The sequence below is a fragment of the Pseudomonas sp. McL0111 genome (assembly GCF_052567255.1).
In genome coordinates, this window is record NZ_CP199585.1 from 153,637 (window position 1) to 174,416 (window position 20,780).

At 59.4% G+C, this 20,780-nt stretch carries 15 protein-coding genes and 2 tRNA genes; 12 read left to right on the forward strand and 5 right to left on the reverse strand.

Annotated elements, in window-relative coordinates; translation table 11 throughout:
* Window positions 1-3: 3 nt before the first annotated feature.
* Both ACTWLJ_RS00790 and pdeM read left to right on the forward strand, forming a co-directional pair.
* Window positions 4-2,493, forward strand: a complete 2,490-nt coding sequence (locus tag ACTWLJ_RS00790) for a ligase-associated DNA damage response DEXH box helicase (protein WP_445179528.1) — start codon at window positions 4-6, stop codon at window positions 2,491-2,493.
* On the forward strand, window positions 2,490-3,146 hold the full coding sequence (gene pdeM, locus ACTWLJ_RS00795; protein ID WP_445179529.1) for a ligase-associated DNA damage response endonuclease PdeM: 657 nt from the start codon (window positions 2,490-2,492) through the stop codon (window positions 3,144-3,146). The genes ACTWLJ_RS00790 and pdeM overlap by 4 nt, the downstream gene beginning before the upstream one ends.
* Before the next feature lie 22 nt (window positions 3,147-3,168).
* On the opposite strand, the gene ACTWLJ_RS00800 is transcribed toward pdeM, so the two are convergent.
* A complete protein-coding gene (locus tag ACTWLJ_RS00800; RefSeq protein ID WP_445179530.1) occupies window positions 3,169-3,378 on the reverse strand; it encodes a hypothetical protein in 210 nt (69 codons plus the stop codon).
* A gap of 106 nt (window positions 3,379-3,484) precedes the next feature.
* A complete protein-coding gene (dcd, locus tag ACTWLJ_RS00805) occupies window positions 3,485-4,051 on the reverse strand; it encodes a dCTP deaminase (protein WP_129390062.1) in 567 nt (188 codons plus the stop codon).
* Window positions 4,052-4,404: 353 nt separating this feature from the next.
* Here dcd and ACTWLJ_RS00810 point away from each other — a divergent pair, with 353 nt between their 5' ends.
* Window positions 4,405-4,614, forward strand: a complete 210-nt coding sequence (locus ACTWLJ_RS00810; protein WP_002554837.1) for a cold-shock protein — start codon at window positions 4,405-4,407, stop codon at window positions 4,612-4,614.
* A gap of 151 nt (window positions 4,615-4,765) precedes the next feature.
* Here the strand turns inward: ACTWLJ_RS00810 and ACTWLJ_RS00815 are convergent, their stop codons facing one another.
* A complete protein-coding gene (locus ACTWLJ_RS00815) occupies window positions 4,766-5,773 on the reverse strand; it encodes a DUF481 domain-containing protein (protein WP_445179531.1) in 1,008 nt (335 codons plus the stop codon).
* 163 nt (window positions 5,774-5,936) lie between these two features.
* Between ACTWLJ_RS00815 and ACTWLJ_RS00820 the strand changes: the two genes are divergently transcribed.
* The 4 genes from ACTWLJ_RS00820 to ACTWLJ_RS00835 all read left to right on the forward strand — a co-directional run bounded on the left by ACTWLJ_RS00820 (window position 5,937) and on the right by ACTWLJ_RS00835 (window position 10,709).
* Window positions 5,937-6,290 carry an MGMT family protein gene (locus ACTWLJ_RS00820; RefSeq protein WP_445179532.1) on the forward strand — a complete coding sequence of 118 codons (354 nt, stop codon included), beginning with the start codon at window positions 5,937-5,939 and terminating at the stop codon, window positions 6,288-6,290.
* A 43-nt stretch (window positions 6,291-6,333) separates the two neighbouring features.
* On the forward strand, window positions 6,334-7,893 hold the full coding sequence (locus ACTWLJ_RS00825) for an AmpG family muropeptide MFS transporter (RefSeq protein WP_445179533.1): 1,560 nt from the start codon (window positions 6,334-6,336) through the stop codon (window positions 7,891-7,893).
* Between the two features lie 129 nt (window positions 7,894-8,022).
* Window positions 8,023-9,738, forward strand: a complete 1,716-nt coding sequence (locus ACTWLJ_RS00830; RefSeq protein ID WP_445179534.1) for a proline--tRNA ligase — start codon at window positions 8,023-8,025, stop codon at window positions 9,736-9,738.
* Between the two features lie 17 nt (window positions 9,739-9,755).
* The gene (locus tag ACTWLJ_RS00835; RefSeq protein ID WP_445179535.1) at window positions 9,756-10,709 is read left to right on the forward strand and encodes a hypothetical protein; all 954 of its coding nucleotides are present in this window, start codon (window positions 9,756-9,758) and stop codon (window positions 10,707-10,709) included.
* Window positions 10,710-10,812: 103 nt separating this feature from the next.
* Here ACTWLJ_RS00835 and dinB read toward each other — a convergent pair whose 3' ends face one another.
* The gene (gene dinB / locus ACTWLJ_RS00840; protein ID WP_401216641.1) at window positions 10,813-11,874 is read right to left on the reverse strand and encodes a DNA polymerase IV; all 1,062 of its coding nucleotides are present in this window, start codon (window positions 11,872-11,874) and stop codon (window positions 10,813-10,815) included.
* A 281-nt stretch (window positions 11,875-12,155) separates the two neighbouring features.
* Here dinB and ACTWLJ_RS00845 point away from each other — a divergent pair.
* The 4 genes from ACTWLJ_RS00845 to ACTWLJ_RS00860 all read left to right on the forward strand — a co-directional run bounded on the left by ACTWLJ_RS00845 (window position 12,156) and on the right by ACTWLJ_RS00860 (window position 16,745).
* Window positions 12,156-12,232: transfer RNA gene (locus tag ACTWLJ_RS00845), tRNA-Met, on the forward strand.
* 219 nt (window positions 12,233-12,451) lie between these two features.
* Window positions 12,452-12,528, forward strand: a tRNA-Met gene (locus ACTWLJ_RS00850).
* Between the two features lie 279 nt (window positions 12,529-12,807).
* Window positions 12,808-15,447: a bifunctional lysylphosphatidylglycerol flippase/synthetase MprF gene (gene mprF / locus ACTWLJ_RS00855; protein ID WP_445179536.1), complete on the forward strand. Its 2,640-nt coding sequence runs from the start codon at window positions 12,808-12,810 to the stop codon at window positions 15,445-15,447.
* A complete protein-coding gene (locus ACTWLJ_RS00860; RefSeq protein WP_401221092.1) occupies window positions 15,447-16,745 on the forward strand; it encodes a virulence factor family protein in 1,299 nt (432 codons plus the stop codon). Before mprF ends, ACTWLJ_RS00860 begins: the two co-directional genes overlap by 1 nt.
* Before the next feature lie 413 nt (window positions 16,746-17,158).
* On the opposite strand, the gene ACTWLJ_RS00865 is transcribed toward ACTWLJ_RS00860, so the two are convergent.
* Window positions 17,159-19,060 (reverse strand): potassium transporter Kup, encoded by a 1,902-nt coding sequence (locus ACTWLJ_RS00865; protein ID WP_401221085.1) that lies wholly within the window; start codon window positions 19,058-19,060, stop codon window positions 17,159-17,161.
* A 289-nt stretch (window positions 19,061-19,349) separates the two neighbouring features.
* Here ACTWLJ_RS00865 and rimO point away from each other — a divergent pair, with 289 nt between their 5' ends.
* Window positions 19,350-20,687, forward strand: a complete 1,338-nt coding sequence (gene rimO / locus ACTWLJ_RS00870; RefSeq protein WP_445179537.1) for a 30S ribosomal protein S12 methylthiotransferase RimO — start codon at window positions 19,350-19,352, stop codon at window positions 20,685-20,687.
* Window positions 20,688-20,780: the final 93 nt, after the last annotated feature.

Sequence of the window (20,780 nt, forward strand, 5' to 3'; positions counted from 1 at the left end):
GGCATGGCAACCTCTCCCGACTTGGCAAAACACTGGTTCAGCGCTCGCGGCTGGAAGCCGTTCGCCTTTCAGAAACAGGTTTGGGCCGCGGTCAAACGCGGTGAATCGGGTTTGCTCCACGCCAGCACTGGCGCCGGCAAGACTTATGCGGTGTGGTTCGCGGCGCTCAATCGCTTCGCCAAATCCAACCCCGTCGCAGAACCCACGCGCAAACGCCAACCACCGGCAGAGCCGCTGACCGTGCTGTGGATCACCCCGATGCGCGCACTGGCCGCCGACACCGCACGCGCCCTGCAAACGCCTGTGGGTGACCTGCACCTCAACTGGAGCATCGGCCTGCGCACCGGCGACACCGGCAGCAGTGAACGCGCCCGCCAGAGCCGACGCCTGCCAACCACGCTGATCACCACCCCGGAAAGCCTGACGCTGATGCTCGCCCGCGCCGACGCGCAAACAGCGTTATCGACGCTACGCATGGTAGTCGTCGATGAATGGCACGAATTGCTCGGTAACAAACGCGGCGTACAACTGCAATTGGCGCTGGCCCGACTTCGGCACTGGCAGCCGGAGCTGATCGTCTGGGGCGTTTCCGCCACGCTGGGCAATCAGGCCCACGCAGAACAGGTGCTTATCCCACAGGGCGGCGGCGTGAGTGTGCAGGGTCAAAGCGAAAAAACGCTGCTGGTTGATACCTTGCTCCCACCCGCCATCGAGCGTTTCCCCTGGGCCGGACACATCGGGCTGAAAATGCTGCCGCAAGTGGTCGCCGAACTGGAGACCAGCGCCAGCACGCTGGTCTTCACCAACACCCGTGCGCAATCGGAAATCTGGTATCAGGCGCTGCTTGAAGCGCGGCCGGATTGGGCGGGGTTGATCGCGTTGCATCACAGCTCACTGTCCCGCGACACCCGCAACTGGGTCGAGCAGGCATTGAAGGACGGCCAACTCAAAGCGGTGGTCTGCACTTCAAGTCTGGATCTCGGCGTGGACTTCCTGCCGGTAGAACGCGTGCTGCAAATCGGCTCAGCGAAAGGCGTGGCGCGGCTGATGCAACGCGCCGGCCGCTCCGGCCACGCCCCGGGGCGCACTTCGCGGGTGACATTGGTGCCGACTCACAGCCTCGAATTGATTGAAGCTGTCGCCGCTGCCGATGCAGTGGCCCAACGAAGGATCGAACCGCGACTGTCACCGCACAAGCCGCTGGATGTGCTGGTACAGCATCTGGTCAGCATGGCGCTGGGTGGAGGATTTCTTCCCGAGGAGCTGTACGAAGAAGTCCGTGGTGCCTGGGCATATCGTGACCTGACGCCAGCGGATTGGGCCTGGGCACTGGCTTTCGTACGTCATGGCGGGATGTCTCTGACGGCCTATCCGGATTATCGCCGGGTCGAACCGGACGAACACGGTGTCTGGCGAGTGCCCGATGCTCGCTTGGCGCGGCGGCATCGCATGAGCGTCGGCACCATCGTCAGCGACGCGAGCATCAATCTGAAGTTCTGGAGCAAGGGCGGCGGTGGCAAGCAGTTGGGCAGTGTCGAGGAAGGCTTCATCGCACGGCTGAAACCGGGTGACGGTTTTCTGTTCGCCGGACGGCTGCTGGAACTGGTTCGGGTCGAGAACATGACCGCTTATGTGAAACGCAGCACGGCGAAGAAGGCCGCCGTGCCGCGCTGGAATGGCGGGCGGATGCCGCTCTCCAATGAATTGGCCGAGGCCGTGGTCAGGCGTTTCAGTGCGGCGGCGCGGGGCGAATTCGTCGGGCCGGAGATGCAGGCGCTGCAACCGCTGCTCGAAACCCAGGCGCGCTGGTCTGGCCTGCCCACCACTGAAAGCCTACTGTCCGAGGTGCTGAAATCCCGCGAAGGCTGGCACCTTTTCCTCTATCCGTTTGCCGGACGACAGGTGCATCTCGGGCTCGCCAGTCTGCTGGCGTGGCGGGTCAGTCAGCGCCAGCCGCTGACGTTCTCGATTGCGGTCAACGATTACGGTCTGGAATTGCTCAGTGCCACGCCGCTTGATTGGGCGCAGCAACTGAATCCTGAACTGCTTAGCCCGGATCAGCTGCTGATCGATGTTCTGGCCAGTCTCAACGCCGGCGAACTGGCGCTGCGACGCTTCCGGGAAATCGCCCGAATTGCCGGACTGGTGTTCGCCGGCTACCCCGGCGCGCCGAAGAGCACTCGACAGGTGCAGGCCTCCAGCGGACTGTTTTTTGAAGTATTCAAACAGTACGACGCCGAAAACCTGTTGCTGGCACAGGCCGGGGAAGAAGTCCTGCGGGAAGAACTGGATATTCGTCGCCTGGAACAGACTCTGGAACGGATCAACCAAATGAAACTGGACTTGCACCTGATCAAACGTCCTACGCCGCTCGGTTTTCCGCTGCTGGTCGAACGTATGCGTGAAAGCATGAGCTCGGAAAAACTCGCCGACCGCATCAGACGCATGGTCGGCGACCTGGAGAAATCTGCCGACAATGGAAAACTCCGATGAGTGCGCCCTACCCAGTGCGTCTGGCGGGCGAAGAGCTCTGGTTACTGCCGGAGAAAGCGCTGTACTGGCCGGCGCAGCAGGCGCTGTTGATCGCCGACGTGCACTTTGGCAAAGCGGCGGCTTATCGCAGCCTCGGCCAACCGGTGCCGCAGGGCACAACGGCCAGCAACATCGAAGTGATCGACCGGTTGCTGGCGAAACTGCCCTGCCGACAGCTGATATTTCTCGGCGACTTCCTGCATGGGCCCGGCTCACATGCGGCCGGAACGCTTAACACGTTGGCTGAATGGCGAGCGCGACATATTGATCTGCCGATGACGCTGATTCGCGGCAACCACGACAAACGTGCGGGAGATCCGCCCCTTTCGTTGAACATTCGGGTGGTACCGGAACCGCTACTGCTCGGGCCGTTTGCCTTGCAGCACGAACCTGATCCACATCCCGAACGGCACGTGCTGGCGGGCCACGTGCACCCGGTCTATCGCCTCAACGGCAGAGGCCGGCAGAGTCTGCGGCTGGCATGCTTCAAACTTGGCGAGCGTCTTAGCCTGCTGCCGGCGTTTGGGGCCTTTACCGGCGGCTATCCGGTCGAACGGGACGAGCGTTGCAAGATCTTTGTCATTGGCGATAACGAAATATGGCCAGTCAGTTGACTGGCCATAAGCGCTGACAGGATCAAGCAACAGGCGCCGGTGGCGGCTCGTCCGGTAGCGTCGGCTCGCCCGGTTCGGTCGGTTGCTCGTTGGGGGTATCAGGATCGGGTTGACCGGGAATTCCACCGGCCATGCTCAGCTGTGGGTGTGCCAACAAGGACCAGGCTAAAACGCCAATCTGATTGGGCTCAAGCCTTGCCAGTTCGGCGGTGATATGCGGATCGATCTTCATGGAGCACTCCTCGGCGAAGGCCCGCTTTGCCAGAAGCAAAAACGGGCAGTACACCCCATAGAGTGTCTGCCCGCCAAAGAATTCCCGACATCCGCCGGATGGACTATCAGGTACGCGGCAGAGTTACGCCACGCTGGCCCTGATATTTGCCACCGCGATCCTTGTAGGAAACTTCACATTCTTCATCGGATTCGAGGAAGAGCATCTGCGCCACGCCTTCGTTGGCGTAGATCTTCGCCGGCAGGTTGGTGGTGTTGGAGAATTCCAGGGTCACGTGACCTTCCCACTCAGGCTCGAGCGGAGTGACGTTGACGATGATGCCGCAGCGCGCGTAGGTGCTTTTACCCAGGCAGATGGTCAATACGTTGCGCGGAATGCGGAAATATTCGACGGTGCTGGCCAGCGCGAACGAGTTCGGCGGGATGATGCAGACGTCGCTGTGGACGTCGACGAAGCTGCCCGGGTCGAAGTTTTTCGGGTCGACGATGGACGAGTTGATGTTGGTGAACACCTTGAAATGATTGGTGCAACGCACATCGTAACCGTAGCTCGACACACCGTAGGAGATCACACGGTTGTCGTCATTGCCGCGCACCTGGCGCTCGACGAACGGTTCGATCATGCCGTGTTCCTGCGCCATGCGGCGAATCCACTTGTCCGATTTGATGCTCATGGCGGGTGTCCTGAATAGCGAGGTGGAAAAAATCTGTCCGGCATCTTACCGGGCGCGCAGCCGGGTTCAAAGTGCGCGGTGCAATTCTCGCCGATCCTCCCTTATTTACTCGGTCTGACGACGAACCGTCACACCGTCGATCCCAAAATAAGAGAAACCTTCGCAAGAAGCATTGGCACGTCCCGGAAAAAGGGTTAAGGTGGCGCCACTGTGCTGCTTGTGTCACTGAGAATCTCTACACGATATGTTGAATTTCGATCCAACCATCTACAAGAATTTTTCCTGCTCTTTGCACTCAGTCTCGGCCAGGGTTCTTCCTGCGTCGCAGTTATCTTTGTTCAAGGAGTTACACCATGTCTAATCGCCAAACCGGTACCGTTAAGTGGTTCAACGATGAAAAAGGCTTCGGCTTCATCACTCCACAATCCGGTGACGACCTGTTCGTTCACTTCAAAGCTATCCAATCCGACGGCTTCAAAAGCCTGAAAGAAGGCCAACAGGTTTCTTTCATCGCTACCCGCGGTCAGAAAGGCATGCAAGCTGAGGAAGTACAAGTTATCTAACTTGTAGCTTCTTTAGTAAAAAGCCCCGCCCTTAAAAGCGGGGCTTTTTTGTGGGCGTCTGTTTTGCACCCACAAAAAAAATCACAACCTCCAGCAACCCAATTCTCTGTTGGAGTTGCCGAAGGCTGTGATCTGTTGATCTTCTAAAGGCTTACCAGGCTACGCCAAACCCTGCGGTATACCGGGTCTTGTCCAGATCAGCGTCCTTGGTTCCGCTGATGATGTCGCGCTCAGCCTTGAGGTTGAGCGACGCCCAATCAGTGACCTTGTAGCGCAAGCCCATCTCCGCATCCAGCGCATAGTTGGCGACGTCGGAAAGTGGTTTGCCCAGTTCGCCATTGGTGAAGAACTCGACCTTCTTGCCGATCAGGTAACGGTTGTAATCCCACTTCATGGCGACCGAGTAGAAATTGTCCTTGCCACCATCGCTGTACTCGTAATCGGTACGGTTGAGCAGTGAACCCAGCGAGAACGCGCCTAACTCGTCATCCCAGAACTGGTAACCAGGGCCGGTACCGACCACGCGCTGACGAGACAGCTCTTCAACGAAATCACGCTTGTAGTTCAAACGCCCCTGCCAGAACCACTTGTCCGTCAGGAAGCGGTCGAGTGCGTATTCGGCGCGCCAGTTATTGGTCGTGACCTGCTCATCCTGGACTTCGCGGTTGTACTCGCCCTCGGCGGTGTGCCGCCAGCGACCGTGGCGTGCCGTGGTCTTGAAATCGATGTCGTAATCGTCGGTGTCTTTTTCCGCTCGCTGATAGTCCAGCGCCAGACCGACATTGCCTTTCCAGACCAGATCCTCGACCACCGGTTTCGGCTTGAGAATCTGCTGAATACTTGCCAGCTCCACGGTTTTCGGTGCTTCACCGTTGGCCAAAGTGACCTTGCCATCATCGGCAGCGGTCAGCGACTTGGCCTTTTCACCAGTGTAAGCATCCTGCTTGACCAGCAATTCCTGATCGCTCTCCAGCGTCTTGACCTGTTTCCAGTCAATGGTGACCGCACCCGCGTACTGGGTCTGGATCAGCAACTTGCCGCCGTCGAACACAGAAATTTTGCCGCTCAACTTGTCACCGTTCTTTAACCAGACGGTGTCGGCAAGCACGGGCGTGGAGGCGCTGAATACAGCAAGGCACAGCAAGGTTCTGGAGAACATAAGCGAATCAAAGGCTCAGTTTGCGAAAAAGGTCGGCATTATCCTTAGGAATAAGACCCTGACAAGGACTGACCGGACGATTTCCGTTGAGTTCATTTCTCAACTGGCGCTGCACGGATTACGCTTAAACTCCTTAACCCGACTATGTTCAGGAACCGCGCAGGTGACAGAGAAAATCCACGAGCCCGACAGCGAAGCGCAAATCCGACGCACGGCGCTCTACTCGACCCTCGCCCAAGTGCCGGAAGGCAAGGTCGTCAGCTATGGTCAGTTGGCCGAACTGGCTGGTTTGGGGCGCGCCGCCCGCTGGGTCGGTCGTACTCTGAGCCAGTTGCCCGGTGACACCCGACTGCCATGGCACCGCGTTCTTGGCGCTGGCGGCCGGATCAGCCTGCCGGCAGGCAGCCCTTCAGGGGACGAACAAAGGGCACGGTTGCGCACGGAAGGCATCACCATCCTGAACAATCGTGTGGATATTCGGCGCCATGGCTGGCGTCCGGTAGAGCACAGCGGTTAGAGTGCGCGCTTTGTTTTCGCAATCTTGAGGCAGACTTCAGCCCATGCCCCGTAAAACCTGGCGCGCCGCGCTAGCCGCTTATGCCAGTCCTTCGACGCTCGTGCTGTTGTTGCTGGGTTTCGCCGCCGGCCTGCCGTACATGCTGGTGTTTTCCACGCTTTCCGTCTGGCTGCGTGAAGCCGGTGTGGCCCGTGAAACCATCGGCTATGCCAGCCTGATCGGTCTGGCCTATGCGTTCAAATGGGTCTGGTCACCGCTGCTCGACCAATGGCGCCTGCCCCTGCTGGGCAAGCTCGGTCGTCGCCGTTCGTGGCTGGTGCTCTCGCAGACGCTGGTGATCCTCGGTCTGATCGGCATGGGTTTCTGTGATCCGCAGAAACACCTGTCCTGGCTGATCGCCATTGCCGTGGTCGTAGCTTTCGCCTCTGCAACTCAAGACATTGCAGTCGATGCCTATCGCCTGGAAATTGCCGAAGACAACCGCCAGGCCGCACTTGCTGCCAGCTATATGTCCGGCTATCGCGTCGCTGCATTGCTGGCGACCGCCGGAGCACTGTTCTTCGCCGAAGGTTTCGGCTCGACCGGTTTCAACTATCAACATTCGGCCTGGGCCGGCACCTACGCACTGTTCGGGTTGCTGATGGTTCCCGCGCTGCTCACAACCCTGTTCATGCGTGAACCGCCAGTACCGCTGCGCACGCAATTGCAGGCCGGACGCTACAGCTTCGGACATCAACTGGCCTCGGTATTCGTGCTGATCGTATTACTGGTGTCCGTACCGGCGATGTTCACCCAGCTCTACAACACCGACTTTGCCAGCGTATTGTTCAATGGCGTCAGCGTGCTCGACCTGTTGCTGGAAGACCGCGCATTCCTGCGCGCCATCCTCTATACGCTGCTCACCGCGCTATGCCTGTCGACCATGGGCCGCCGTGGCCTGGCGCCGGTGCTGACACCGGTCAACGATTTCATCCTGCGTTATCGCTGGCAGGCCCTGCTGCTGCTCGGGCTGATCGCCACCTATCGAATGTCGGACACGGTCATGGGCGTGATGGCCAACGTGTTCTATATCGACCAGGGCTTCACCAAGGATCAGATCGCCAGCGTCAGTAAAGTCTTCGGCCTGATCATGACCCTGCTCGGCGCCGGTATGGGTGGTCTGCTGATCGTGCGTTTCGGTATTTTGCCGATCCTGTTCATCGGCGGCGTATGTTCGGCGGCCACCAATTTGCTGTTCGTGATGCTGGCGGATATGGGCCCGAATCTGAAGATGCTGGTTGTGACCATTTCCCTCGACAACTTCAGTTCAGGCATGGCCACCTCGGCGTTCGTCGCCTATCTGTCGAGTCTGACCAACCTGAAGTTCTCGGCAACGCAATACGCCCTGCTGAGCTCGATCATGCTCCTGCTGCCACGCCTGATCGGCGGATATTCCGGGGTCATGGTCGAGAAGTTCGGCTACCACAGTTTCTTCATGATCACCGCCCTGCTCGGCGTTCCGACGCTGGTGTTGATCGCTCTGCACTGGTTTCAGGAAAGCCGTCGCGAAGGCCCGACACCGACGCCGGAGCCCGTACCGACGCCCGTCGCAGAAGAGTCGTAGGACATTTCACCTGTGGCGGGAGGAATCCCGCCCTTGCACTTCACCGCCGGCCACACTTCTGTACGTCAGCAAGTCTCGCCGGTACACTGCTCCGTCATATCCAGTCTCAGCAACCGACAACGGCCAACCATGCGCACCAGTCAATTTTTGCTCGCCACACAGAAAGAAACGCCTTCCGATGCGGTAGTAATCAGCCATCAGTTGATGCTGCGCGCCGGCATGATCCGCAAACTCGCCTCCGGCCTGTACACCTGGCTGCCCATGGGCCTGCGGGTTATGCGCAAGGTAGAAGCCATCGTTCGCGAAGAAATGAACGCCGCCGGCTCTCTTGAAGTGTTGATGCCGAGCACCCAACCGGCCGAGCTGTGGCAGGAATCGGGTCGCTGGGAAGAATACGGCCCTGAACTGCTGCGCATCAAAGACCGCCACGGTCGTGATTTCTGCGCCGGCCCGACTCACGAGGAAGTGATCACCGACCTGATGCGCAACGAATTGAGCAGCTACAAACAGCTGCCAATCAACCTGTATCAGATCCAGACCAAATTCCGTGACGAAATCCGTCCACGCTTCGGCTTGATGCGCGGTCGCGAATTCATCATGAAGGACTCGTACTCCTTCCACGCCGACCAACCGTCGCTGCAAGTCACCTACGACCGCATGCACCTGGCGTACTGCAATATCTTCACCCGTCTGGGCCTGAAGTTCCGTCCGGTTGAAGCGGACAACGGCTCGATCGGTGGCGCCGGTTCCCACGAGTTCCACGTACTGGCCGAGTCTGGTGAAGACGACATCGCCTTCAGCAATGTCTCCGACTACGCAGCGAACATCGAGAAAGCCGAAGCCGTGCCACGCGAAACCTCGCGCGGCGCAGCGACTGAAGAGCTGCGCCTGGTCGATACCCCAGACACCAAGACCATTGCGGCACTGGTGGAAAAGTTTGGTCTGCCGATCGAAAAGACCATCAAGACCCTGATCGTCCACGCCGAAGAAGAAGGCAAGCTGATCGCTCTGGTCATCCGTGGCGACCACGAACTCAATGAGATCAAGGCTGCCCAGCAACCAGGCGTTGCCAGCCCGCTGGTCATGGCTTCCGACGCCGAACTGCGTGACGCGATTGGCGCCGGCGCCGGTTCGCTCGGCCCGCTGAACCTGCCGCTGCCGATCATCATTGACCGTTCGGTCGAGCTGATGAGCGACTTCGGTATCGGCGCGAACATCGACGACAAGCACTACTTCGGCGTGAACTGGGAGCGCGATCTGCCGGTTCCAACCGTTGCCGACCTGCGTAACGTGGTTGCCGGCGACCCTAGCCCTGACGGCAAAGGCACGCTGGAAATCAAGCGCGGCATCGAAGTCGGGCACATCTTCCAGCTAGGCAACAAGTACAGCAAGGCGATGAAGTGCGAAGTGCTGGGCGAGAACGGCAAGCCTGTCACCCTGGAAATGGGTTGCTATGGCATTGGCGTGTCCCGCGTGGTGGCTGCAGCCATCGAGCAGAACAACGACGACAAAGGCATTATCTGGAGCGATACCCTGGCGCCGTTCCAGATCGCTTTGGTACCGCTGCGTTATGAAACCGAGCAGGTGCGCGAAGCCACCGACAAGCTGTACGCGGAACTCACCGCTGCCGGCTTCGAAGTGCTGCTGGATGATCGCGACAAGAAAACCAGCCCGGGCATCAAGTTCGCGGACATGGAGCTGATCGGCATTCCTCACCGGATCGTGGTCAGTGACCGCGGCCTCGCCGAAGGCAACCTGGAATACAAGAGCCGTACCGAGGCCGAAGCGCAAGCGCTGCCGGTCGCCGATGTGGTGTCCTTCCTTCAGGCCCGTATTCGCCGCTGATTCCAGATAGAGACCTCATGTTCAAGCGAAACACCTTAGGCCTCGGTGGCACCGCCCTGTGCGGTGCCCTGCTGGTCAGCGGCTGTGCCAATCAAATGTCACAGCGCAGCGAGCACGAAGAGCGGGTCGAGCGTAAGTTGCTCGATCACAGCCTGCAGATCGACGTCGGTGAGCCTAAGGAGCTTGAGCTGCCGCAACGACGCGTAAAGATCAACGAACAGAAGACTTTCGAAGTCACCGAGTTCGAGGTCACGCGTCGTTACGACCGCTACACGCCTTATCAACCCTGGCGCGAAATCTACGAGATTCCGCTGGGTGCGGTGGCTGTGGTGGCCGGTGTCGGCGCCAATATCGTCAACGTCTTCGCCCTCGGCAATTTGCCGGACAGCGTGACCAAGGACTGGCTGAGCTACGGTTTCGCCGGGCTCAACCCGTTCATGAACGTGCAGTCCCACGGTCGCGCGCAACAGAACCTGGCCGGTATCGATGAAGTCCAGCGCGACAAGCGCACGGAGTATTCGAGCCTGCCATGGAGCGAGCGTCCGGTGCAGGTCAAGGCCGGCAAACAGTCGTTCGACATGACCACCGACCGTAACGGCGTGCTGCGCCTGAATCTGCTGGACAGCCCGTTCGCCGAAAATGACCTCAATCATGTCGGCAAACTGCAGATCAGCGTCGAAGACGCCAAGGATGACGTGCATAGCAATTCATCCTTGATCATCAGCAGCCACCTGCGCAGCAAGTTGCTGGAAGCGCATGGCTTGATTTACGACGATCTGGAAGATGACGAAGTCAGCGAGTGGGTGCACCGGGTCAAACGGCTGTCGGAGCTGGGTCTTGAAGAAGAAGCCAGCGAGCTGGAACAGAGTCTGATCGAGCTGACCCGTAACGATCCTGAGTTGCAGGCTGAGTTTCTCAAGTCTCTGACCAAGGATGCCGGGCGCCTGGTGGCTGATCCAGGACCGAATTAAGGCCAATCGCGAGCAGGCTCGCTCCCACAGGAGATTTGTGAACACCACAGATCAAATGTGGGAGCGAGCCTGCTCGCGATGAGGCCCTTCACCCAACGCAAAACTACCGCTCAAACAACTCCATCTGCTCAAATCCGCCCCGCAAGTCCTCCAGCCGCACCCCCACCCCCAGCAACCGCACCGGTTTGCCACCTCTATTGAACGCCTGCGTCAGCATCAACTGATAACTGCCAAGATCACGCCCTGCCCCGGCCTGCTCCAGCGTGGTCTGGGTAAAGTCATGGAACTTCACTTTGACGAATGGCTTGCCCGGACGGTAGCTGCTGTCGATGCGCGCCATGCGGGTCTTGAGGGTTTCCAGCAGCTCCGGCAATTTGTCCAGGCAACTGCGCAGGTCCGGCAGATCAACGTCGTAAGTGTTTTCGACGCTGATCGACTGACGACGGCTGTCGTTATGCACCAGTCGATCATCGATCCCACGCGCCAGACTCCACAATCGCTCACCAAAACTGCCGAATTCGCGCACCAGCGTCAGCTTGTCCCACTCGCGTAACTGCATGCAGTCAACGATCCCCAGCCTGCCTAACTTGTCAGCCGTGACTTTGCCGACGCCGTGCAGCTTGCTTACCGGCAGGCCACTGACGAAGTCTTCGATCTGATCCGGGGTGATCACGAACAAGCCATTGGGCTTTTTCCAGTCGCTGGCAATTTTCGCCAGAAACTTGTTCGGAGCCACGCCAGCAGAAACAGTGATATGCAATTGATTGGAGACTCGCCGCCGAATGTCCTGAGCGATGCGCGTGGCACTGCCACCGAAATGCGCACTGTCGGACACGTCGAGGTAGGCTTCATCCAGCGACAACGGTTCGATCAGGTCGGTGTAATCGCTGAAGATCGTATGAATTTCCTTCGAGGCTTCGCGATAGGCATCCATTCGCGGTTTGACGATGGTCAGATCCGGACACAGCTTTAAAGCATGCCCGGACGACATCGCCGAACGCACACCATAAGCCCGCGCCTCATAGTTGCAGGTGGCAATCACCCCGCGCCGATCCGCCGAACCACCCACCGCCAAAGGCTTGCCGGCAAGGTTCGGGTCGTCACGCATCTCGATCGCGGCGTAGAAACAATCACAATCGACGTGGATGATTTTTCGCTGAGTCATGGCAGAAAAGGAAGTATTGGCGAGCCGGATCGGCAGTATCTCACTGGCACCTGTATATAGCACCAGTGGTATGAATGTTCTTTTCCATATGTAGGAAAAGGCATTTGAATTTATTTTCTCAATCGAAGACGGGGCTCTGATAGAGCTGAAAGCCTTGCCCCGCCTGCCCCCCAGCCGTTTCGAACACCTGCAAACAGCGCTAACCGATTGAACAGGAACAGATTTTATCTGAATTGACGGTTGACACCCCTGCGATCCTCTGTAGAATGCCGACACACAGACGCGGGATGGAGCAGTCTGGTAGCTCGTCGGGCTCATAACCCGAAGGTCGTCGGTTCAAATCCGGCTCCCGCAACCAAACATCAAAAAAGGCTACTCGAAAGAGTGGCCTTTTTTGTGCGCGTTTGTTTTTCAGATTGAGTCTGCGTCGAGCGAGTCCGCCAAACAGGAATTCGTTGCATTTCCGAAACTTAACGAATGCCCCGCTACCGTTTGACGCTAATTCACGCTTATTTGACCCTTCTGCAGATTATCAGTTGACACCTCGTCGTTCGTCTGTAGAATGCCGCCACACAGACGCGGGATGGAGCAGTCTGGTAGCTCGTCGGGCTCATAACCCGAAGGTCGTCGGTTCAAATCCGGCTCCCGCAACCAAACATCAAAAAAGGCTGCTCGAAAGAGTGGCCTTTTTTGTATCTGTTGAAAAAGTCCTTTCGCAACAATGATCTGTCACTCTGCTGTGAACCGCTCGGGATCGTCAGACACGTCGAGTTGCGACTATGCTTGAGTCGCAGGCAAGACGTCTGCAATCCAGGAACTGCCCTCGCCGATACCGGATGAGAGGCGTAGTATTTTGTGATTATTTTTTTCTACAGGGATTGGTTACTTGGCTGGATACATCCATCCTGTCGCGCACAATCCAAGAGGTGATTGATGCGCGCCAACTCGTCTGATCCACAAGACACCGTCACAGCGAACCAACCGATCAAGCCCGAGCGTTTGCGCTTGCTGGACCGGTTGAGCAAATACCGTCAGCCGATTGGTCTCGCGGTCACTTTGCTGTTGTTCGCCATTGCGCTGATTGCCTGTCGCCATCTGCTTAGCGAACTCGACATCTACGCTTTGCATGACTCGATTCTCGACGTGCCGAAACCCGCTCTGATGGGTGCATTCGGCGCGACCGTGGTCGGCTTCATTATTCTGCTGGGCTACGAATGGTCTGCCAGTCGTTATGCCGGGGTGACAATACCTCCGCGTACGCTGGCTCTCGGCGGCTTCACCGCGTTCGCGATTGGCAATGCCATTGGCCTGTCGCTGCTGTCCGGCGGTTCGGTACGCTACCGTTTATATGCACGACTGGGTCTGGGGGCGTCGGAAGTCGCGCACATGACCCTGTTTGCCAGCCTGTCGCTCGGTTGCGCCCTGCCGCCGCTGGCAGCACTCGCGACGCTGAGCGACCTGCCTGCCGCCTCTCAGGCGCTGGGACTGTCCGAAGCCCTGCTTGGCAGCGTTGCCGGGATCGTATTGGCGCTCGGCGCAGTTCTGGCCATCGGCATCTATCGCCGTCGCCTGCCTGAGCAACCGTACCGTGACAACCTGCTGGTCCGGGTCGGGCGCCGCACCCTGCGCCTGCCGGGCCGCCGCCTGACCTTTCTGCAACTGATCATCACCGCGCTCGATGTAGCTGCTGCTGCAACCGTGCTCTACCTGTTGCTGCCGGAAGCTCCGCCGTTTGGCGCGTTCCTGCTGGTGTATCTGTTGGCACTGGCCGCCGGGGTTCTCAGCCATGTGCCGGGCGGTATTGGGGTCTTCGAAGCCATTCTGCTCGCCGCTTTCGCCGACAAACTCGGCGCCGCACCACTGGCCGCCGCGCTGCTGTTGTATCGCATGATCTATGTGGTGCTGCCGTTGCTGGTGGCCTGCATCCTGCTGCTGATCAACGAAGGCCAGCGTCTGTTTCAAACCCAGACCATGCGCGCCGCGTCCGGTCTGGCCGCACCGATTCTGGCGGTTTTGGTGTTCCTGTCGGGTGTGGTGCTGCTGTTTTCCGGCGCGACTCCGGAAATCGACACTCGCCTTGAACACATCGGCTTTCTGATCCCGCATCGCCTGGTCGACGCCTCGCACTTTGGCGCCAGCCTGATCGGCGTACTTTGCCTGATGCTTGCCCAAGGCCTGCGCCGTCGCCTGTCGGCGGCTTGGATGCTGACCACCATTCTGTTGCTGGTGGGCGCCCTGCTCTCGCTGCTCAAGGGCTTCGACTGGGAAGAAGCCACGTTGATGATCCTCACCGCCAGCCTGCTGGGGGTGTTCCGCCGCTCGTTCTATCGTCCGAGCCGTCTGACCGAACTGCCGTTCTCGCCGCTGTATCTGGTGGCCAGCCTCTGTGTGTTGGGCGCTTCGACCTGGCTGCTGCTGTTCGCCTATCAGGACGTCCCTTACAGCCATCAACTGTGGTGGCAATTCACCCTCGATGCTGATGCCCCGCGCGGCTTGCGTTCACTGCTTGGCGCTGCGGTGCTGTTGCTGGTGATCGCCCTGACCTGGCTGTTGCGCACTGCCCGCCCGGTGATTCATCTGCCAACACCTGATGAACTGGAACGCGCTTCGAAAATCCTGATGGCCTCCTCGCAGCCCGATGGCGGCCTCGCCCTGACCGGTGACAAGGCGCTGCTGTTTCACCCCAACGACGAAGCGTTCCTGATGTACGCCCGCCGTGGCCGCAGTCTGGTGGCGCTTTACGACCCAATCGGTCCCGGCCAGCAACGTGCCGAAATGATTTGGCAGTTCCGCGACCTGTGCGACATCTATCATGCTCGTCCGGTGTTCTATCAGGTGCGTGCGGAAAACCTGCCGTACTACATGGACATCGGCCTGACCGCGATCAAGCTCGGCGAAGAAGCCCGGGTCGATCTGCATCGCTTTGACCTGGAAGCCAAGGGCAAAGAGATGAAGGACCTGCGTTACACCTGGAACCGTGGCACCCGCGACGGCCTGTCGCTGGAGATCCATGAGCCGGGTCTGGCGCCGATGGACGAGCTGAAGATGATTTCCGATGCCTGGCTGACCGGCAAGAACGTGCGCGAGAAAGGCTTCTCCCTCGGCCGTTTCAGCGACGAATACCTGAAGCATTTCCGCATTGCGGTGATTCGCTTCGAAGGCCGCCCGGTGGCGTTCGCCAACCTGCTCGAGACCTACGGCCATGACCTGGCCAGTCTCGACCTGATGCGCTCGCACCCGGACGCCCCCAAGCTGACCATGGAATACCTGATGGTCGGTCTGATTCAACATTATAAGAGTCACGGATACGCGCGTTTCAGCCTGGGCATGGTGCCGTTGTCGGGGTTGCAACCTCGACGTGGTGCACCGCTGACCCAGCGTCTGGGCTCGATGGTTTTCCGCCGTGGTGAGCAGTTGTACAACTTCCAAGGCTTGCGCCGCTTCAAAGACAAGTTCCAGCCTGACTGGGAACCCCGTTATATGGCCGTGCCCGCCGGACTCGATCCGTTGGTGGCGCTGGCCGATACTGCTGCCCTGATCGCGGGCGGCTTGACTGGATTGGTGAAACGCTGATGATTCAACGCTCCCTGAAGTACATCCTGGCCGCACTGATCGTGCTGGCCGTGATTGCCGGCGGCGGTTACTGGTACCTGAAACGCCCGGCACCGGAACCAACCCTCGAAAAGCTCACGCCGGCTGACGGCACCGCCATGACCCGGGTCATTCCCGGCACCAAGCCAAAGGCTCAGGTGCTGGTGGCGGTCAATGACGACCAAAAGCTCACTGACAATCAGCTGACGACCCTGAGCCGCACGGCTTCGGCGCAGATCGTTCAAGTGATTCTGCCCAAGGATTGCCTGCTGCAAAGCCGCGCCCTGCAAACCGGTCTGCGCGAACTGAATGGCCCGGCGACGCTGGTCAGCGGTATCGGCCCGGGCGCCGTGCTGGCATGGCGCTGGTTGGCTGAACAGAAAGACGACAAGGCCCAGGCGGTTTCCGTCGATCTGGCACTGGAGAAAGGTGGCTGCACGCACCTGCTGCCGAAATCCGCGGCTCACGGCCACTGGCTGGTGGCCTGGAACGACAACCCGGACGACGCCAGCGCAGGCTTCGTGCGCGATCAACCGAACGCCGAAACCAGCATCAGCGACTACGACATCAACCTGCCGCAAGTGCTGAACAACGAACTGCGCAAGATCCTCGTCGGCGGCGACAAGGCTAACGGCGGTCTGGCGATCCCGGTAGTTGAAGTGCCGGCCGGTCAAGCCAAGGACACCGTGACCCTGTTCCTCTCCGGTGACGGCGGCTGGCGTGACCTCGACCGCGACGTGGCGGGCGAAATGGCCAAGATCGGCTATCCGGTGGTCGGCATCGACACCCTGCGCTACTACTGGCAGCACAAGAGCCCGGAACAAAGCGCTCTGGACCTGACCGAACTGATGCAGCACTACCGCCAGAAATGGGGCACCAAGCGCTTCATCCTGACCGGTTACTCGTTCGGCGCCGACGTCCTGCCAGCGATCTACAACCGCCTGCCAGACACCGAACAGCAACGTATCGACGCAATCATCCTGCTGGCCTTCGCCCGCACCGGCAGCTTCGAAATCGAAGTCGAAGGCTGGCTCGGCAACGCCGGCAAAGAAGCCGCCACCGGCCCGGAAATGGCCAAGCTGCCAGCGGCCAAAGTGATCTGCATCTACGGCGCGGAAGAAGCCGACGAAAGCGGCTGCACCGACAAGACTGCAGTGGGCGAAGCGGTGAAACTGCCCGGCGGCCACCACTTCGACGAGAACTACCCGGCGCTGGCCAAGCGTCTGGTGGATTTGATCGAGAAACGTCAGTCCAAGGATGAGGCTACGGCGCAGGAGTGATCTGAGCTGAAGCACAAAAGCCCCCGCTATCTCACGGTAGCGGGGGCTTTTTACATTCCATCAGCCACCAAAATCCCCTGTGTGCGAGCCTGCTCGCGAAAGCGGCGGGTCAGTTAACAGATTCGTCGACTGACACTACGTCTTCGCGAGCAGGCTCGCTCCCACAAGGGAATGGCGCTGAATCCAGCCTGGTATCGGGTGCGTGAGCACTCGAAATCAAGGGAACTGACCTGTGGGAGCTAGCCTGCTAGCGATGACTGAGTGTCAGACAGCACATCTTCACCCGATCTATCGCCATCGCGAGCAGGCTCGATCCTACAAAGGGTTTGCGGTGGACTTGAGGTTTATGTGCAGACACAAAAAAGCCCCCGCCAGCCGCAAGGCTGACGGGGGCTTTTCAATTGCGGCGGGGCTTACATCTCGACCTGCGTCCCCAACTCAATCACCCGGTTCAGCGGCAGATTGAAGAAGCGCAGATTACCATTGGCATTCTTCAACATGAACGCAAACAGCGCTTCGCGCCAGCGCGCCATGCCTTCGAGTTTCGAGGCGATCACCGTTTCGCGGCTGAGGAAGTAGGTGGTACGCATCGGGCTGAAATCCAGGTCATCCAGATGGCACAGCTTCAGCGCCTGCGGCACGTCCGGTTCGTCGGTGAAGCCGAAGTGCAGGATCACCCGGAAGAAGCCGTCGCCGTAGGAGTCCACTTCGAAACGCCGAGACGGCGGCACACGCGGGATGTCTTCGTAGACCACGGTCAGCAGCACCACTTGCTCGTGCAATACCTGGTTATGCAGCAGATTGTGCAACAACGCGTGAGGCACGGCGTCGGAGCGCGCAGTGAGGAACACTGCGGTGCCCTGCACGCGGTGCGGCGGTTGTACACGGATGCTGCTGATGAAGATCGGCAGCGGTAGCGCGCCTTCATCCAGACGCTCGACCAGCAATTGCTTGCCGCGTTTCCAGGTGGTCATCAACACAAACAGCGCAATACCGGCGATCACCGGAAACGCACCGCCCTGAACGATTTTCGGCACGTTGGCGGCGAAGTACAGACCGTCCACCAGCAGGAAACCGATCAACACCGGCACCGCGAGGATTGGAGGCCATTTCCACAGCAGCAGCATCACTGCCGACACCAGAATGGTGGTCATCAGCATGGTGCCGGTCACGGCCACGCCGTAGGCCGAGGCCAGAGCGCCAGAGGATTCGAACCCGAGCACCAGCAAAACAACGCCGACCATCAGCGACCAGTTCACTGCGCCAATGTAGATCTGGCCCTGTTCGGCGCTGGAGGTGTGCTGGATGTACATACGCGGGATGTAACCGAGCTGAATCGCCTGACGGGTCAGGGAGAACGCGCCGGAAATCACCGCTTGCGAAGCGATCACCGTGGCCAGCGTCGAAAGGCCCACCAACGGAATCAATGCCCAGCTTGGCGCCAGCAGATAGAACGGGTTACGCGCCGCTTCCGGGTTTTCCAGCAGCAGAGCGCCCTGACCGAAGTAGTTGAGCACCAGCGCCGGCAGCACCAGAATGAACCACGCACGAGCAATCGGCTTGCGGCCGAAGTGACCCATGTCGGCATACAGCGCTTCGGCACCGGTCAGCGCCAGTACCACGGCACCGAGGATCGCCACACCCATGCCCGGGTGAACCACGAAGAAATTCACCGCCCACATCGGGTTCATCGCACGCAGTACTTCCGGCGCGTGGGTGATGCCGTACACGCCGAGCGCACCGAGCACCAGAAACCAGGTAACCATGATCGGCCCGAAGAGGATGCCGATGCGCGCGGTACCGTGTTTCTGGATCAGAAACAGCGCCACCAGCACCACCAGCGACAACGGCACCACCCAATGGTCGATGCCATCAAAGGCCAGGCCCAGGCCTTCAATGGCCGAGAGTACGGAAATCGCCGGGGTGATCATGCTGTCGCCATAAAACAGCGCCGCACCGATCAGCCCGCAGACCACCAGCAACGAGCGCAGCTTCTTGCGCTCGCCAGCCGCTCGCCGTGCCAGCGCCGTGAGTGCCATGATCCCGCCCTCGCCCTGGTTGTCGGCGCGCAGGACGAACATCATGTACTTGATCGAAACGACCCAGATCAGCGACCAGAAGATCAGCGACAGTATGCCCAGCACGCCATCGTGATTGACCGCCACGCCGTAGCCCCCGGAAAACACTTCTTTGAGGGTGTACAACGGGCTCGTGCCGATGTCGCCGTAAACCACCCCGACCGCAGCGACCAGCATGCCGATCGGCTTTGCCGTCGAATGCTCGGCACCCGCCGCCTGACTACTTGCCTGACCCATCCAACACTCCTGATTCCCAAACCGGCTTCTTCGAATGAAGCACTATGCTTTGTGGTGCAGCATGCGCTGTTTTACCTGTTGTTACAGACGTTTTGTTGACTGTAAAAATTCAGTAAAGCGCAAAGGCGCGAAGCATAGCGCAGCACTCGTCGTATTTCCCTGCATAAAGCTGGTCAACTGCGTGACTCACCGCTAGAATTGCGCACTTTTTGATCAGAGGCGCGCCCTAAGCGCCCGTCCGTCGGCTTCCGCACCAGGCAAGCGACGTCACAAAATACCGAGGTTAGACATGTCCACCACTCCTGCGCCGGCCAATCCAAAGGTTGGCTTCGTATCTCTGGGTTGCCCAAAAGCTTTGGTCGACTCCGAGCGCATCCTGACCCAGCTGCGCATGGAAGGCTATGACGTCGTGTCCACCTACCAGGACGCCGACGTTGTGGTGGTCAACACTTGCGGCTTCATCGACTCGGCCAAGGCAGAATCGCTGGAAGTGATTGGCGAAGCTATCAAGGAAAACGGAAAAGTCATCGTCACCGGCTGCATGGGCGTCGAAGAAGGCAACATCCGCAACGTGCACCCGAGCGTGCTGGCCGTGACCGGTCCGCAGCAGTACGAGCAAGTGGTCAACGCCGTTCACGACGTCGTGCCGCCGCGCAAAGATCACAACCCGCTGATCGATCTGGTGCCGCCGCAAGGCATCAAGCTGACTCCGCGTCACTACGCGTATCTGAAGATTTCCGAAGGCTGCAACCACAGCTGCAGCTTCTGCATCATCCCGTCGATGCGCGGCAAACTGGTCAGCCGTCCGGTCGGTGACGTACTCGACGAGGCGCAGCGCCTGGTCAAGTCCGGCGTCAAAGAGCTGTTGGTGATCTCGCAAGACACCAGCGCCTACGGCGTCGACGTCAAGTACCGCACCGGTTTCTGGAACGGCGCGCCGGTAAAAACCCGCATGACCGAACTCTGCGAAGCGCTGAGCACCCTCGGCGTCTGGGTCCGTCTGCACTACGTTTACCCGTACCCGCACGTTGACGAGCTGATCCCGCTGATGGCCGCCGGCAAGATCCTGCCGTACCTGGACATCCCGTTCCAGCACGCCAGCCCGAAAGTCCTCAAGTCGATGAAACGCCCTGCGTTCGAAGACAAGACCCTGGCGCGCATCAAGAACTGGCGCGAAATCTGCCCGGACCTGATCATCCGTTCGACCTTCATCGTCGGCTTCCCGGGCGAAACCGAAGAAGACTTCCAGTACCTGCTGAACTGGCTGACCGAAGCCCAGCTCGACCGCGTCGGCTGCTTCCAGTATTCGCCGGTTGAAGGCGCACCGGCCAATGATCTGGATCTGGACATCGTTCCGGACGACGTCAAGCAGGACCGTTGGGACCGCTTCATGGCGCACCAGCAGGAAATCAGCTCGGCCCGTCTGCAAATGCGCATCGGCCGTGAAATCGAAGTGCTGGTGGACGAAGTCGACGAGCAAGGCGCCGTTGGCCGCTGCTTCTTCGACGCCCCGGAAATCGACGGCAACGTATTCATCGACAACGGCAGCAACCTCAAGCCGGGCGACAAGGTCTGGTGCAAAGTGACCGACGCCGACGAATACGACCTGTGGGCTGAACAGATCTAAACGAAAAAAATATGAAAAGCCCCGCTCTCTTGACGAGATGCGGGGCTTTTTTACGTCTATCGTTTGCTTCTGCGCTTATTCATTTCCAAGAGG